This is a genomic window from Kitasatospora griseola (assembly GCF_044999035.1).
Lineage (GTDB): Bacteria > Actinomycetota > Actinomycetes > Streptomycetales > Streptomycetaceae > Kitasatospora > Kitasatospora griseola.
Window position 1 is genome coordinate 7,942,730 of sequence record NZ_CP173360.1, and the last position, 14,613, is coordinate 7,957,342.

Genomic DNA, 14,613 nt, shown 5'->3' on the forward strand with positions numbered 1-14,613 from the left:
GCCCGCGCCCGGGGCGGTGGTCATCGCACTGATGAAGGAGGCACGCTCCCCTCTCGACAGGCCGGCAGAAAAAGTCCCGAGCGCCGAGCCGGGAACCGGCACCGCCGCCGGCCGGGTTCCCGGCCAACGGCGGTGCCGGACAACTGAATCGATGCCCCGTCAGGTCGACTTGACCAGCTCGTGCTCCGGCGTCACGGTGACGGCGACACCTCGTCGGCGGTGCTGGTCGGCCCAGGCGGTGAGGGCCTGGCGGCAGGCGGTGTCGAGGTGGGTGAGGGCGGACAGGTCGAGCTCCACGGGGCCGGTCGGGGTGACGTCCTCCAAGCGGTCGACCAGGGTGGGGAGTTTGACGAAGGTGGCGTTCCCGTGCACCCGGACGACCGTGCCGGCGGCGGACTGTTCGACGTGCAGGCGGATGTGGGTGACGTCCCAGGCGGTCTTGGCGAGCGCGGCGACCAGTCCGATGGCCACGCCCTCCAGCAGGTTGGTGGTGACGATGCCGATCGCGGTGGCGAGCAGCACGAGCGCTTCGGAGCGGTCGGAGCGCCACAGCCGCCACCGGGCCCGCGGCGCGACGAGCTTGCCGCCCGCGTGCACCAGCAGACCGGCGAGCGCGGCCAGCGGCACCAGGTCCAGCAGCCCGGGCAGCACCAGTGCGAACAGCAGCAGCCAGACGCCGTGCAGGATCCGCGCGGCCTTGGTGCGGGCGCCCGCCTGGACGTTGGCGGCGCTGCGGACGATCACCGCGGTCATCGGCAGCGCGCCGAGCGCTCCGGCCACCGCGTTGCCGACGCCCTGGGCGAGCAGTTCCCGGTTGTAGGCGGTGCGCGGCCCGGCGTGCATGTGGTCGACGGCGGACGCGCTGAACAGGCTCTCGGCGGACGCGATCAGCGCGAACGCCAGTACGGTGCCCCACACTTCGGGCCGCAGCAGCAGTGCGAGTTGCTCGACGCCGGGCGGCTGCAGGGTGTCCAGCAGGCCGTCGACCCGGACGGTTGCCACCGGCAGGTCCAGCAGTCGGACGGCGGCCGCGGCGAGCACCACGGCGACCAGCGGGCCGGGCAGCAGCGCGAGTCGTCGCGGCACGTACTTCCACAGGACCAGCACCGCGACCACCCCCGCACCGACGGCGAGCGATGCGCCACCGGCCGCCGTGTCGACCGCGCGGACGGCGGCGGCGGGGATTCCGACCAGGTTGGAAAGCGCTTCCCCGCCGGCCTTCCGGTCCAGCAGCACGTAGGACTGCGAGGCGATCAGCACGATGCCGATACCGGTGAGCATCCCCTCCACCACGGCGGCGGAGACGGCCCGGAACCAGCGCCCCAGGCGCAGCACCGCGAGCAGCACCTGCACCAGGCCGGCGGTCAGCACCACCATGCCGAGCGCGGGCAGCCCGTAGGCGGTGACGGCGGAGTGGACCAGCACGGTCAGTCCGGCGGCGGGCCCGCTGACCTGCAGGCTGCTGCCGGGCAGCGCGCCGGCCACCAGGCCGCCCACGATGCCGGTGACCAGGCCGAGTTCGGCGGGCGCACCGGAGGCGACGGAGACGCCGACGCAGAGCGGGACGGCGACGAGGAAGACGGTGATGGAGGCGGGCAGGTCGGTGCGCAGCGCGGCGCGCACCCGGGCGGAGTTCCAGGGCATGGCGGGTCCTCGGGTGTAGCAGTGACGGGGACTTCCGGTGGCGCGGGGGCACGTCCCGCCCGGCGGGCACGCCGACGGACGGCCGGGCGAGGGCGGGCGCGGGCCTGGGCAGGCGCGGGCGTGAGGGCAGGGCAGACGCGGGCGTGGGGGCAGGGCGGCGGGCGGCGCGACGCGGGGTGGCGCGGTGCGGCCCGGCGGGATGCGGGTCGGTGACGGAGTGTCAGGTCCGGGCGCGGCGGCTCCGGCTCAGCAGCGGAACACCTGGAGTTCGGCGGGCCCGGCCGGGCGGGCGGCCGGTGCGGGTCGGCCGGCGGTATCGGGCGGGGTGCGCGGGGCCGTCGGGCCGTCCGCGCGCACTGCCGAGCGAGCCGCTGACCGGGTCGCCGTCCCGGCCGTCCGGACGTCGCGGCGAAGGGGTGCGGTGGGAGCGGTGGAGCCGCGTCCGCGGTCGGCGCCCTCCGGCTCCTCCTCCGCCGCGCCGCCCGTACTGCCGATCGTCGGGGCGACCGCCGGGGCGACCGCTAGGGCGACGCTCTCGACGGCCCCGCCGGCGACGGGGCCGACGGCGAGGGCGGGCCGGGGGGTCGCCCCGGGGCCGTCCGCGAACCGGTCGGCCGTCAGGCCGGGGATCAGTGCCGCGATCAGGGTCGCGACGAGGGTGGCGAGCAGCAGCCACTTCGGCAGCACGGCTCTGCGCATCCCCGCCCTCCCCGGCTCGCGTCCGAACCCGGCTCCCCACCGTCGGACTTGATGTGCCGTCATCGTATCCGCACAGTCACCGTGAGTGTGCGGCTGCGGGCGGTCCGCCGGGATCTCGGCCACGGTTTTGTCCGGTTCCCGGCCGCGCACACGCCGCGCACACGCCGCATTCGGGGCGGCGCGCCGTCGCGCTGCCGTGCCGTCGCCCCGAGGTGCCGGAACACCGGGCCGGAACAGCAACGGCAGGGCGGTCGGGCCGCTCCTGCCACTCTCAAGCTATAGCGCGACGGGGGGCTTGTGGCAAGGCCCCCCGGGTGTCGCAGAATGTCCGACCGAGGGCGGGGAAGCGCAGGAAGCGAAGTACGCGCCGGATCTGACGGAAAATCACTTGCTGGGCGATTTCGGAGGATTGATGATCGACGTGCTGGTGGTCGGCGGCGGGCCGACCGGGCTGATGCTGGCGTGCGAGCTGCGGCTGCACGGGGTGGAGGTGGTGGTCCTTGAGCGGTTGACGGCGCCGACCGGGGAGTCCCGTGGGCAGGGTCTGCACGCGCGCAGTGTGGAGGTGATGGATCAGCGTGGTCTGTTGGAGCGTTTCCGGGCGGTGAGTTCGGAGTACCGGGTCGGCGGATTGTTCGGCGGCGTGCTGGCGGACTGGCCGGAGGGCATGGACACCGCCCATCCGTACGGCCTGGCGACGCCGCAGCCGGTGACGGAGCGGTTGCTGGAGGAGCGCGCCGAGGAGTTGGGCGTGAATCTGCAGCGCGGCCGCGAAGTGGTGGGTCTGACGCAGGACGAGGAGGGCGTCGAGGTCGAACTGGCGGACGGCTCGCGCTTGCGGGCGCGCTGGCTGGTGGGCTGCGACGGCGGGCGCAGCACGGTGCGCCGGCTGGCGGGTGTGGCGTTCCCGGGCGAGCCGGCGACGGTGGAGACCCTGCTGGGGCAGATGTCGGCAGCGGAGGATCCGGAGCGGATCGCCGAGGTGGTGGCGCGGGTGCGGCGCACCCAGGTGCGGTTCGGCCTGCAGCCGGAGGGCGACGGGCAGTACCGGGTGGTGGTGCCGGCCGACGGCGTGTCGGAGGATCGGGCGGCGCCGACGCTGGAGGAGTTCCGGCGGCAGCTGCGCGCGGTGGCGGGCACCGACTTCGGCGTGCACTCGCCGCGTTGGCTGTCCCGGTTCGGCGATGCGACGCGGCAGGCGGAGCGGTACCGGGTGGGCCGGGTGCTGCTCGCGGGCGACGCTGCGCACATCCATCCGCCGACCGGCGGCCAGGGCCTCAACCTGGGCGTGCAGGACGCGTTCAACCTGGGGTGGAAGCTCGCCGCGGAGGTCAACGGCTGGGCCCCGACCGATCTGCTGGACAGCTACCACGCGGAGCGCCACCCGGTGGGCGCGTCGGTGCTGGACAACACCCGGGCCCAAATCACCCTGATCGGCACCGAACCGGGCCCGACGGCGCTGCGCGCGCTGCTCACCCGCCTGATGGACGTCCCCGAGGTGAACCGGCACATCACCGGCATCATCACGGCGCTGGACATCCGCTACGACTTCGGCGAGGGCCCGGAGCAACTCGGCCGCCACCAGCGGGACGTGGCCCTCGCCGACGGCCGCCTCTACGACCGGATGCACACCGGCCGGGGCCTCCTGCTGGACCGGACGGGCCGGCTCTCGGCCGACGGCTGGTCCGACCGCGTCGACCTCCTGGTGGACCCCTGCCCCGAGTTGCCCGCCCCGGCGGTCCTGCTGCGTCCGGACGGCCACGTGGCCTGGCTCGGCGAGAGTCAGGCGGAGTTGGCCACCGCCCTGACCCGCTGGTTCGGCGCCCCGCAGCCGCCCGGCCTGCTCTGACGTGTCGTCACCACCCGGCCCTCCCAGGAGGGACCCGGACCCGCGAGACTCCCGGATGGCCTGCTCGAAGGACGCCAACGCCCCACTGGCCCGGCGCCTCCGGGCCCAGGAGAAGCAGCTCGGCGGCAACGCCGGGGCCCGATACGAGCAGGCCTCGCTGCCGGCGCCTGGCCAGTGCTCTGACCGACAACGCTCGCCGGGTTGGCGGTGACGGAGCCTGAACCGGTTGGGTGTCGGCCGACATCCGATCAGCAGCGAGCACCTGGCGGTCACCGGAGCGCGGCCGACGACGATCGGTAGGCCGTTCGTCCGGAAACCACCTCCACCTGGCGGTACGCCGCGTGTCGGTCCCGGCCGGGGTGGTCCTGAAGTAGCAGACGCGTAGGGGCAATTCGGCGGGGGAGCCCGGTACCGGTGGTGGACGCGCCCGGCCGCCACGGCGCCTACGGTCGCCCCGACGGCCCGCCCAGGCACTCGAGGGGAAACACCGTGATCCGCGCCGCCAAGCCGGCCGCCGCTCTTGCGGCGCTGGCCCTGACCGTCCTCACCGCGTCCGCCGTACCGGCGGCCGGTGTCACCGCGCCCCCGCCCGCGGCGGCGGCCACCGCCGATCCGCTCGCCGCGCTGCGTGGCCAACAGCCGCGCTGGCACCCCTGCACGACCAGCCCGGAGGACACCGCCGGCGCCGAGCTCGACGCCGCCGGCGCCGGCTGCACCGAGCTCACCGTCCCCCTCGACTACCGTCGCCCCGACGGGCCGACCACCGGGGTCGCCCTCGCCCGGCTGCCCGCCACCGACCAGGCCCGCCGCCTGGGCACCCTGTTCTACAACCCCGGCGGCCCCGGCGTCCCCGCCCGCGACCTCGCCCTCACCCTGCGCCGGGCCGCGCCCGGCCTGGCCGCCCGCTACGACATCGTCGGCATGGACCCGCGCTTCGTCGGCGCCAGCACCCCCCTCGACTGCGGCTGGCCCACGGCCGGCCCCGGCTCGGCCGGCCCCGACCGGCTGACCTTCGACCGGTCCGCCGAGGTCGCCAAGGGCCTCGCGGCCCGCTGCGCGCCGTTCCGCGAGCTGCTGCCGCACATCTCCACCCGCAACACCGCCCGGGACATGGACCTGGTGCGCGCCGTCCTCGGCGAGAAGACGATCGCTTACCTCGGCTCCTCCTACGGCAGTTACCTCGGCGAGGTCTACCTCCAGCTGTTCCCCGGGCGCGTGGGGCGGGCGGTCTTCGACGCGGCCATGGACCCGGACCGCTTCGGCCCCGACCTGACCGCCACCCAGGGTCCCGCGATGGCGGCCGCGCTCACCGCGTGGGCCGCCTGGGCGGCCCGCCACGACGACCGCCACCACCTGGGCTCGACCACCGCCGAGGTGCTGGCCGCGGTCGAGCGGGTGCGCCTGGCCGCCGGGCGCGCGCCGCTGGCGGTCGGCACCCACCGGGTCGACGCCCGGGCCCTGCCGCAGGTGCTGTGGACGGTGGCGGCCGGGGACGACGACGCCGCCCACGAGGAGTTCTCCGCGCTGGTGCGCGTCCTGGCCGACGCCGCCGAGGGCCGTCCGGCGGAGCCGACCGCACTGCTGGAAGCGGTGCTGAGCGGCCTGACGGCCCCCGACGCGGGCGGCTACGCCGCCGTGCAGACCGCGATCATGTGCGCCGACCGCGCCGCCTCACGCGATCCGCTCGCCTACTACCGCGACATCCAGGCCCACCGCGCCGACGAGCCGCTGTTCGGCCCGCTCACCCGCAACCTCACGCCGTGCACCTTCTGGCCGGCGGAGCCCGCCGAACCGCCCACCCTGGTGCGCAACGCCGTGCCGGTCCTGCTGGTCGGCGCCGACGGCGACCCGGCCGCCACCTACCCCGGCCAGCTCTCCGCCCACCGCGCGCTGACCGGCTCCCGCCTGGTGACCCTGCGCGGCGCCTTCCGGCACACCGTCTACGCGGGCCTGTTCGCGCCGCGCGACGCCTGCGTGGACACCGCCGTCGACCGCTACCTCCTGGACGGTGTTCTCCCCGTTCAGGACACCGACTGCCCGGCCGCCCGGCCCTAGTGCTGGAAGAGCACTTCCGGATTGTTCGGCGAGGGGCCGTCCAGCAGCGGACTGGGGATCCCCTTCAGCGTCCGGTCGAAGAACGCCGTCACGTACTCGCGGGTGATCTCCACCCCGCGTTCCGGGGAGAGGGGCGGCGTCGGGAACCCGGCCTGCTCGTGAAGCAGGTCCAGGTCGCTGAAGCTGAAGTGGTCGGCGCCGGCGACCGTCAGCCACTTCTTGTAGCCGCCGAGGGCGGCCCAGGGGTGCTCCCAATCGGTGTTGGCGGTCGTACCCAGCATGAGGAACGGCCGGTTGATCCGGCCGGGCGTCGGGTCCGGGTGGAAGGAGCCGTCCATGTTCACTCCGGCCCGTACTCGTGGGTCGGCGATCATCGTGGCGGCGGCCGCCGCTCCGCCGAGGGAGTGTCCGGCCGTGCCGATCTCGTGCTTGTCGATGAGGTGTGCCAGGGGCCACGCGGTATTGCCGTGCGTCAACTGGTCGATCACGAAGGACTCGTCCAGCGCACGGCCGGCGGCGACGGAGTCGAAGTCGAGCGTCGCCGGGGCGTCGCAGATCGCGCACGGCGGCGTCTGGCCGTTCGCCAGCGTCTCGCCGCTGTCCTCGTAGGTGTGGCCGACGAGCGCGACGACGTAGCCGTGACTGGCCAGGTCGGTCGCGAGCGAGGTGAGCACCATGCGCGGGTCCTCGTACGCGGGTGAGAGGACCACCAGGGGATACTTGCCGCGTTGCGGCCGCGCGCCGTCGAAGGCGTGAGTGGTGACGCCGGAAAGGGTCTGCGGGGTGACGCCGGAGCTCGCCGGCAGATTCTGCCGCTGGACGATTCCGGCCGCCTCGGCGAGGGTCATGTAAGGGGCCGGAGTGCCCGTCCCGGGGACGGCCGGGTAGACCATCGTGACGGTCAGTTGGCGGGGGCCGGACGACGGCACCCACGGGTCGGGACGGCTCGCGTCGGTGAGGTGGATGACGTCCTCGCCGGCGGCGTAGGGGCCGGTCGGCGCGGGGAGCGCGCCCTGGAAGGACCGCTGCGGCGCCGCGGCAGCTGTGACGGCGGTCGCGTGCACCGTGGACGGCGGGGGCGTGGCGGCGATTCCGGTGCCGGTCGCGGCCACTGATACGGCGAGACCCAGGATGGCGACAGCGCCGACACGGCGCCTGCGGTTCGAGGTGGTGTTCATGGGCACGATCCTGCCCGGCCCCGCCCTGACGCTCGATCATGCAGGCTTCCGTCTTGAGGGTGGTACTGGCTACACCCTGAGGTCCCCGCCGGCGCGAGGTTCCCTTCGCCGGGATCGTCGAGCGCCGCCTTCGACGGTCCCCTCGACTCGCCGCGGCGTCCGGTCCGACGCGCAGGCGCGAACCGACACCCTGCTCATTCGAAGCTCACGCCTGCGAGCTTCGACTGGAACATCTGCGCGTGCCCGGCCACCGCGTCCGCCTGCTCGTGCATCATCCGCGCGTGCTCCTCCAGCGCGTCGGGGTCGATCCGGAAGCCGGAGCCTCCCCCGCCGCCGCCCGACACCCCGAGCGCGGACTCCGCCGCCTGGAACACCAGCCCCTGCACCGCGTTCGCCACCGTGTCCACCAGCGGACCGATCGCGGCCTCCACCACCTGCGCGATGATGTACTGCTCCAACTGCTGTTCCAGGTAGTTGATCAGGCGCTTCGCGGCCTCCTCGATCAGGATCACCGCCGCCTCCGCCGCACCCAGCGTCGCCACCGCCGCGGCCTGGTCGGCAATGAACGCCGCCGCCAGCACGACGAGTTCACCGATCGTCTCGACCTTCATCGCCACGATCACGTCCGCCGCGATGTCCAGCGCGTCCGCCACCACATGGCACGCCTGCACGAGCTCGTTCAGGTGGCTCTCGGACAGCGCCGCCCACTTGGCGAGCAACGCCTCGTACGACGCACCCTCGTACGCCTGCCCCAACTGCTGCACCGTGGACGTCGACTGCTGGTGCACCGACTCCACGTTCTGCGCGAACTCCCGCACGTGCGCGCCGAACTCGCGCACCTTGTCCTCGTTCACCGTCGGCCAGTTGATGCCGATGAACGAGAGGAACTCCACCACTTCACCCGGCAGTTCGATCGCCACAGCTGACACCTTCCCCCGATGGAACGCGAACGCCGTTGTGACCGTAGTCCAGAATCGGACCCGGGAGGACAGGAACGGGGATTCCCGCAGACGACCGCGCTCCCCCGCGCCCGGGCGGTTCAGCCGGTCAGGGGCCGGGCGCCGACCGCCGGCACGGTCTGCCGGTTGACGTGCGGGCGATCGAAGTAGGTGGCGACCTCGCAGGGGGTGGTGCTCAGGGCGAGCGCCCATTCGTGGATGGTGGGGTCGCCGTCCGACTCGCTGCCGATGAGGACCACCTCCTCCCCCTCCTCCACTTTCTCGTCGCCGCAGTTGACGATCATCTGGTCCATGCAGATGCGTCCGACGACGGGGTAGCGCCGACCGCGGATGGAGACCGTGAGGCGTCCGCTGAGGGCGCGCGGGATTCCGTCGGCGTAGCCGACCGGGATCAGGGCCAGGTTGAGCGCGCTCGGCGCGATCCAGTCGTGTTCGTAGGAGACGCCCTGCCCGGCTTCGACCCGCTTGGTCAGCGCGACGTGGCTGGTGACCCGCATGGCGGGCCGGAGGTCGAAGCGGTGGCGCTCGGCGTACGGCAGCAGGCCGTAGAGGGCCGAGCCGGTCCGGATCATGTCGAGGTGAAGGTCGGGCCTGGTGAGCGCCGACAGTGATCCGGCGAGGTGGCGTCGGACGTCGAGGCCGGTGTCGACGGCCTGCCGCCAGGCGTCGTCGAGCAGCCTCGCCTGGTCGTCCAGCGTGTGGTGGCCCGGGACTTCGCCGTGGGAGAGGTGCGACCAGACCGAGACCACCTCGATCAGGCCCTGGCTCTGGGCGGCCTTGGCCGCGTCCAGCAGGGCTGCCGAGTGCTGGAGCGCCGCCCCGCCGCGGGCGAGTCCGGTGTCGACCTCCAGGTGGACCCTGGCCGGGCGTCCGGCGCTCCGTCCGGCGTCGACCGCGAAGGCCAGGGTGCGGGCGGACTGCACCGAGACGTCCACGTCGGCCGCCGCGGCCAGGCGCATGCTCTCCGCCGAGGTGTGCAGCCAGGCGAGGATCGGGGCGTCGAGGCCGGCCCGGCGCAGTTCGAGTGCTTCGGCCGTGGTGCACACGCCGAGCCAGGTCGCCCCGGCGTCGAGCGCCGCGCGGGCGACGTCGATCGCGCCGTGCCCGTAGGCGTCGGCCTTGACGACGGCCATCACGGCGGTCGCGGGCCGGCCGACGGCCTGTCGGACGACGCGCGTGTTGTGCGCGACGGCCGACAGGTCCACCAGCACGTCGAGGTAGCGGCGCGGAACGATCGACCGAGCCTCCATAGCCAAATCCATTCGTCACGGTCGGCGGACTGCTGTTCTCCCTTCGCCGCCTCGCGGTGCTCAGGCGGACTCGGCCGCAACCAGCGCCGGTCGGGCCGCTTCGCGCAGCAGGAGGGTGGTGGCCACGCTGCACACTCCGGTCAGCGCGATCGCGACGCCGACCGGCACGAACTCGGCGCACACGCCGAACAGCAGGGGGCCGACGCCCTGGATGCTCATGGTGGTGGTGTTCAGCAACGCGAAGCCCTGGCCCTGGAGTTCGGCGGGAACGGCTTCCAGGAAGCGCCGCTGCAGGCCGAGCAGGTAGGCGGAGCCGGTGCCGGTGACGACGTAGGCGGCGGCGACCGCCGGATAGGGCAGGTCCAGGGCGAGCGTGAGCGAGGGGGTGCCCATCACCAGCAGCAGCGGCAGGACCAGCCGTTCCCGGGTGGCGGGCGCGAACGCCCGGCCGATGACGACGTCGCCGATCAGCATGCCGACCGAGGTGGCGGCCAGCAGGACGCCGGTCTGCTGGGGGCCGAACCCGCGGTGCGCGCTGTACGGGATGAGCAGGCTGCCCGCCGCGGCCAGGTAGGCGGCGGGCAGGCACTGCACCATGATCAGCTTGAGTACGCCGGGGCTGGCGACCAGCGCCGCGTTGCCCCGCAGGGTCCGGCGCACGATCGACCCGCCGCCCGTCGCCGGCGCGCTCGGGCGGGGCGCCCGGGCGGGCGACAGGAACAGCCGGCTGATCGCCGCGGCGACCAGGTGCGCCCCGGCGGTGACCAGCATCGTGCGCTCCACCCCCAGCCAGACCACCAGCGTCCCGCCGGCGGCCATGCCCACCATCTGCGCGGAGACCGCGACGATGTAGGACAGCGAGCGCCCGAGGACGTAGGTGTCGCCGGTGAGGGCTTCCGCGAGGACCCTGGCCGTGGCCCCGGTGGTGACCGGGGTCAGACAGGCCACGCCGGCGACCAGGACCAGGCTGGCGGCGACCGGGAGGTGCCCGAACGCGAGCAGCAGCCCGACCGCGCACTGGAGGGCGTAGCCGGTGCTGATGAGGGTGCGCGGGGTGAGCCGGTCCGCCAGCGCGGCGAGGAACAGGCCGCCGGCCGCCTGCGGCAGGAAGTTGATGGTCATCGTCACCGCGGTGAGCAGCGGCGAGCCGGTCCGGTCGTACACCAGCACCGCGAGCGCCACGGCCCGCAGGGTGTCGGACATGACGCCGAGCAGCCGGCCGGCGAAGACGGCACGGAACTGGGCGACGGCGAAGACCTGGCGGTAAGTGGCCTTCACGGCGAACTGATCGGTCATGGGCTGGGTACTCCCGGAGCCTTCCTGGGGCGTTCCTACGGATTGATGGCGCTGATCCGGATGGGCAGGGTCCGCCACACCTCAGGGGTGTAGAAGTGCCCGCCGGGCAGCTGGTCGTGCCGGTAGGAGCCGAGGGCCAGCTCCTTCCACTGGGCGGGCGCGTCGGCCTCGATCACCACGTCGTCGACGCCGGCGAGGAACTGCACCGGCATGGTGACGCCCGGGGCGCCGTTGTGGTGGAAGGTGTCGCGCACGGCGATGTCGGCGCGCATGATCTCCACCGCCATCTCCAGCAGGTCCGGGTCGCCGAGGACGTGTTCGGCGACCAGCCCGTGGGTGCGCATCCAGGTCATCAGGTCCTCGTCGGTGTCCTGGCGGGCCGGGAACATGTCGCGCGAGGTGAGGCCGCGGGCCGGGGCGTTGCACGAGGACACCACCAGGGCGTCGGGGACGGAGCTGCCCCGGGCCTCCAGCCGGGTGGCGACGTCGAAGGCCATCCAGCCGCCCATGCTGTGGCCGAACAGGACGTAGGGACGGTCGCCGACGGCGGAGACGACGGTGCGGGTGGCGTCCTCGGCGAGCTCGTCCCAGGTGGTGGCGAAGTCCTCCATGAAGCGGCCGTCGCGGCCGGGGTAGCAGACCAGCGCGAGGTCCACGTCCGGTGCGACGACCTCGGCCCACGGGTGGTAGGGCCCGGTGCCGCCGCCGCAGAAGCCCAGGCAGACCAGCGTGGTGGCGGCGTCGTCGAGCTGTTTCGGGCGGATCACGGCGGTGTTCTGCCGGGCCGGCCCCAGGCGGTCGGTCATGTGTTCTCCTCTAATGCTCGGCCGTCGCGGCCGCGCCGACGTGGGTGGCCCGGACGAACTCCGCGAAGTCCCGCAGCTTCGGCCGCCGGTAGACGTCGCGGATGGACAGGGCCGTGCCGAGCTCCTTCTTGACCCGGGCCACGACCCGGATCGCCATCAGCGAGTGGGCGCCGAGGGCGAAGAAGTCGTCGTCGGCGAACACCCGGTCCCGGCCGAGGACGTCCGCCCACACGTCGGCGACCAGTTCCTCGTACTTGCCTTCCGGCTGCCGCCCGTCGGTCCGGTCGGCGTCGGGGTCGGGGAGCCCGGCGAGGTCGATCTTGCCGTTGACGGTCAGCGGGAACGCAGCGATCGGGACGAGGCGGGCGGGGACCAGGTGGGCCGGCAGCCGTGCTGCCAGGTGCGCGCGCAGCTCGTCGAGGTCGACGTCGCCGACGCAGTACGCGACCAGGTCGTCGGCGCGGGCGACCACGACGGCGGCGCAGCCTTCGCGGTGGGCGGCGACGGCGGCCTCGATCTCGCCGGGTTCGATCCGGAAGCCGCGTACCTTGACCTGGCGGTCGGCCCGGCCGACGTACTCCAGTGCGCCGTCGGCCCGCCACCGGACTTCGTCACCGGTGCGGTACATCCGGCCTCCGTCGCCGGCGAACGGGTCGGCGACGAAGCGTTCGGCGGTCAGGCCGGGGCGGTTGACGTAGCCGCGGGCGACGGCGGGGCCGGCGAGGTAGAGCTCGCCGGTGACGCCCACCGGGACCTTCGCCAGGCGGTCGTCGAGCACGTGGGCCTCGACGTCGGGCAGCGGCGGGCCGATGTGCGGCTCGTCGCCCTCGATCGGGGCGGTGGTGGAGTCGACGGTGCACTCGGTCGGCCCGTAGAGGTTGTACGCCTCGACGCGGCCCTGCCGCCCGGCCTCGGCCAGTCGCCGCCACAGCGCGGGGGAGACCGGCTCGCCGCCGAGGAACAGGCGCAGCGACGGGCTGGTGATCCCGGGCTCCATGGCCTCCCAGTGGGACGGGGTGGCGTCGACGTCGGTGATCCCGTGCTCGGCCAGTGCGGCGCCGAAGCGGGCGGGGTCCCGCCGCTCCTCCTCGTCGAGGACGACGACGGTGTCGCCGCGGCAGATCCGTGCCCACTGTTGGACGGAGGCGTCGAAGGACGCGCTGGCGTTCCAGCCGACCACGCGGTGCTCGTCGGGGTAGGCGCCGACGGCTTCGAGCCAGTGCAGCAGGGAGGCCACGCCGCCCCGGGTCGCGACGACGCCCTTGGGCACGCCGGTGGAGCCGGAGGTGTAGATGACGTAGGCGGCGTCGGCGGGGGTCACGGCGACCGGCGCGGTGGCGGGGCCGGCGGCGGTGGGGGCGATCACCTCGACGTCGGCGAGCCGGGTCGGGCGGTCGTCGGCCGCGACGACCAGCCGCGGGCCGCAGTCGCGGATCATGAAGGCGATCCGCTCGTCGGGGTAGCGCGGGTCGAGCGGCACGTAGGCCGCGCCCGCGCTCCATGCGGCGAGCAGGGCGGTGACCAGGTCGACGCCGCGGTCCAGGCAGACGCCGACGTGGTCGCCGCGGCGTACGCCGCGCTCGCGCAGGGCGCCGGCCAGGGCGGCGACGCGGTCGGCGAGCAGGGCGAAGGTGAGGCCGGCGCCGCGGGAGCGGACGGCGGGGCGGTCCGGCGTGGCGGCGGCGGCCCGCAGGAACCGGGCCAGCGGGTCGTGGCCGGTGGCGTGCTGACGGTCGGTCATCTCAGACGAACCTCGCCTCGGCGTCGACGGTGGGCAGGCAGTCCCGGACGGAGACCGGGTCGCCCATGGCGACGACGATCCGGCGCTCGCCGCGGAACGGCTCCCGGCCGTGTGCGGTGAGGATGTTGTCGACCACCATCACGTCGCCGGACTGCCAGGAGCGCCGGACGGTGGCGGCGGCGTAGGCGGCGTTGAGGGCGGCGAGGTCGTCCTTGGTGAGCGGTTCGCCGTCGCCGAAGGACGTCTCGAAGGGGAGTCCGTCGGGGCCGAACTCGTCGACCAGGGATTCGCGGATCTCCTCGTCCAGGGACCACGAGTTCCAGAACGCCAGGTGGTTGAACCAGACTTCGTCACCGGTGTGCGGGTGCGTGATGACGCCGGCCCGGATCTGACTGGTGCTCAGGTCGTCGCCGCTCCAGCGGGCGGCGATCAGGTTCTCGGTGCAGTAGGCCTCCACCTGTTCGGCGCGGTCGGCGGCGAAGGCCGTGCGCCAGTCCAGCGAGACCAGGTCGGAGTAGTTGCGCCGCAGCGCCCACCCGGTGGCGCGCATCCGGCGCACCAGGTGGTCGGGCAGCTCGCGCAGGACCGCCCGGCAGTCGGCGACCGGGGTGGCGCCGCCCTCCGCCGGGGCGGTGAGGCAGCAGAAGACCAGCGTTCCCGGGAAGTCCAGGGTGTAGCTGTTCTCGTTGTGCATGCGGATGGGCTGGGCCGGCGGCAGGTCGGTGGAGGAGAACACGTCGTCACCGTAGCTGTGCCGCGGTGTGGCCTTCTCCCGGTACGGGGTGCGCTGCGGGACGAGGAGGTCGCGGACGGCGCCGAAGTCCTGCACGTCACGCACCGGCAGGCCGCGCAGGTACAGCGACCCGTGGGTGCGGGTGGCGGCGCGGAGGTCGTCGTCGACCGAGCGCAGCCACTCCAGCGCGTCGGCGAGTGCGGGCAGCTCCGGGGTGACCACCAGCGGCGGGGCCCCCGCTTCGAGCTGGATGTCGAGCCTGCTGTCGAACTGGCTCGCGACTCCTTGATCGGTGGCATTCGTCATCTGACGCCGAACCTCTTCCGGAATGTGTAAGTCGCGTAACGGGAGCATGAAATCGCCGGTGGACGTGTTGCGCACGGCGATTATCGATCCGACTGGC

General features: G+C 73.8%; 11 protein-coding genes. 2 read left to right on the forward strand and 9 right to left on the reverse strand.

Translation table 11 applies throughout. The annotated features are described in order from the left end of the window. Positions 1-159: 159 nt before the first annotated feature. Both ACI1MP_RS35415 and ACI1MP_RS35420 read right to left on the reverse strand, forming a co-directional pair. Entirely contained in the window at positions 160-1,644 is a 1,485-nt protein-coding gene (locus ACI1MP_RS35415; protein ID WP_404870516.1) for a SulP family inorganic anion transporter, read from the reverse strand. A gap of 246 nt (positions 1,645-1,890) precedes the next feature. Then, the gene (locus ACI1MP_RS35420; protein WP_380333217.1) at positions 1,891-2,343 is read right to left on the reverse strand and encodes a hypothetical protein; all 453 of its coding nucleotides are present in this window, start codon (positions 2,341-2,343) and stop codon (positions 1,891-1,893) included. Between the two features lie 412 nt (positions 2,344-2,755). Between ACI1MP_RS35420 and rox the strand changes: the two genes are divergently transcribed. Both rox and ACI1MP_RS35430 read left to right on the forward strand, forming a co-directional pair. Further along, entirely contained in the window at positions 2,756-4,192 is a 1,437-nt protein-coding gene (rox, locus tag ACI1MP_RS35425; protein ID WP_404870517.1) for a rifampin monooxygenase, read from the forward strand. Positions 4,193-4,681: 489 nt separating this feature from the next. Then, the gene (locus ACI1MP_RS35430; protein WP_404870518.1) at positions 4,682-6,247 is read left to right on the forward strand and encodes an alpha/beta hydrolase; all 1,566 of its coding nucleotides are present in this window, start codon (positions 4,682-4,684) and stop codon (positions 6,245-6,247) included. On the opposite strand, the gene ACI1MP_RS35435 is transcribed toward ACI1MP_RS35430, so the two are convergent. The 7 genes from ACI1MP_RS35435 to ACI1MP_RS35465 form a co-directional block, all read right to left on the reverse strand. After that, the gene (locus ACI1MP_RS35435; protein ID WP_404870519.1) at positions 6,244-7,425 is read right to left on the reverse strand and encodes an alpha/beta hydrolase family protein; all 1,182 of its coding nucleotides are present in this window, start codon (positions 7,423-7,425) and stop codon (positions 6,244-6,246) included. The two genes, ACI1MP_RS35430 and ACI1MP_RS35435, sit on opposite strands and share 4 nt — an antisense overlap. A 194-nt stretch (positions 7,426-7,619) precedes the next feature. Next, a complete protein-coding gene (locus ACI1MP_RS35440) occupies positions 7,620-8,345 on the reverse strand; it encodes a WXG100 family type VII secretion target (protein WP_100586436.1) in 726 nt (241 codons plus the stop codon). 119 nt (positions 8,346-8,464) lie between these two features. Beyond that, a complete protein-coding gene (gene alr, locus ACI1MP_RS35445) occupies positions 8,465-9,634 on the reverse strand; it encodes an alanine racemase (RefSeq protein WP_380343233.1) in 1,170 nt (389 codons plus the stop codon). A 60-nt stretch (positions 9,635-9,694) separates the two neighbouring features. Then, a complete protein-coding gene (locus ACI1MP_RS35450; protein WP_380343230.1) occupies positions 9,695-10,930 on the reverse strand; it encodes an MFS transporter in 1,236 nt (411 codons plus the stop codon). Between the two features lie 35 nt (positions 10,931-10,965). After that, entirely contained in the window at positions 10,966-11,736 is a 771-nt protein-coding gene (locus ACI1MP_RS35455; protein WP_380343227.1) for a thioesterase II family protein, read from the reverse strand. A 10-nt stretch (positions 11,737-11,746) separates the two neighbouring features. Further along, the gene (locus tag ACI1MP_RS35460; protein WP_404870520.1) at positions 11,747-13,477 is read right to left on the reverse strand and encodes a non-ribosomal peptide synthetase; all 1,731 of its coding nucleotides are present in this window, start codon (positions 13,475-13,477) and stop codon (positions 11,747-11,749) included. Between the two features lies 1 nt (position 13,478). Next, the gene (locus ACI1MP_RS35465; RefSeq protein ID WP_380343221.1) at positions 13,479-14,516 is read right to left on the reverse strand and encodes a TauD/TfdA family dioxygenase; all 1,038 of its coding nucleotides are present in this window, start codon (positions 14,514-14,516) and stop codon (positions 13,479-13,481) included. Positions 14,517-14,613 lie beyond the last annotated feature (97 nt).

Coding starts and splice junctions, on each gene's coding strand:
- ACI1MP_RS35415 (WP_404870516.1), bottom strand. CDS start 1,644: ATGCCCTGGAACTCCGCCCGGGTGCGCGCCGCGCTGCGCACCGACCTG.
- ACI1MP_RS35420 (WP_380333217.1), bottom strand. CDS start 2,343: ATGCGCAGAGCCGTGCTGCCGAAGTGGCTGCTGCTCGCCACCCTCGTC.
- rox (WP_404870517.1), top strand. CDS start 2,756: ATGATCGACGTGCTGGTGGTCGGCGGCGGGCCGACCGGGCTGATGCTG.
- ACI1MP_RS35435 (WP_404870519.1), bottom strand. CDS start 7,425: ATGAACACCACCTCGAACCGCAGGCGCCGTGTCGGCGCTGTCGCCATC.
- alr (WP_380343233.1), bottom strand. CDS start 9,634: ATGGAGGCTCGGTCGATCGTTCCGCGCCGCTACCTCGACGTGCTGGTG.
- ACI1MP_RS35450 (WP_380343230.1), bottom strand. CDS start 10,930: ATGACCGATCAGTTCGCCGTGAAGGCCACTTACCGCCAGGTCTTCGCC.
- ACI1MP_RS35455 (WP_380343227.1), bottom strand. CDS start 11,736: ATGACCGACCGCCTGGGGCCGGCCCGGCAGAACACCGCCGTGATCCGC.
- ACI1MP_RS35460 (WP_404870520.1), bottom strand. CDS start 13,477: ATGACCGACCGTCAGCACGCCACCGGCCACGACCCGCTGGCCCGGTTC.
- ACI1MP_RS35465 (WP_380343221.1), bottom strand. CDS start 14,516: ATGACGAATGCCACCGATCAAGGAGTCGCGAGCCAGTTCGACAGCAGG.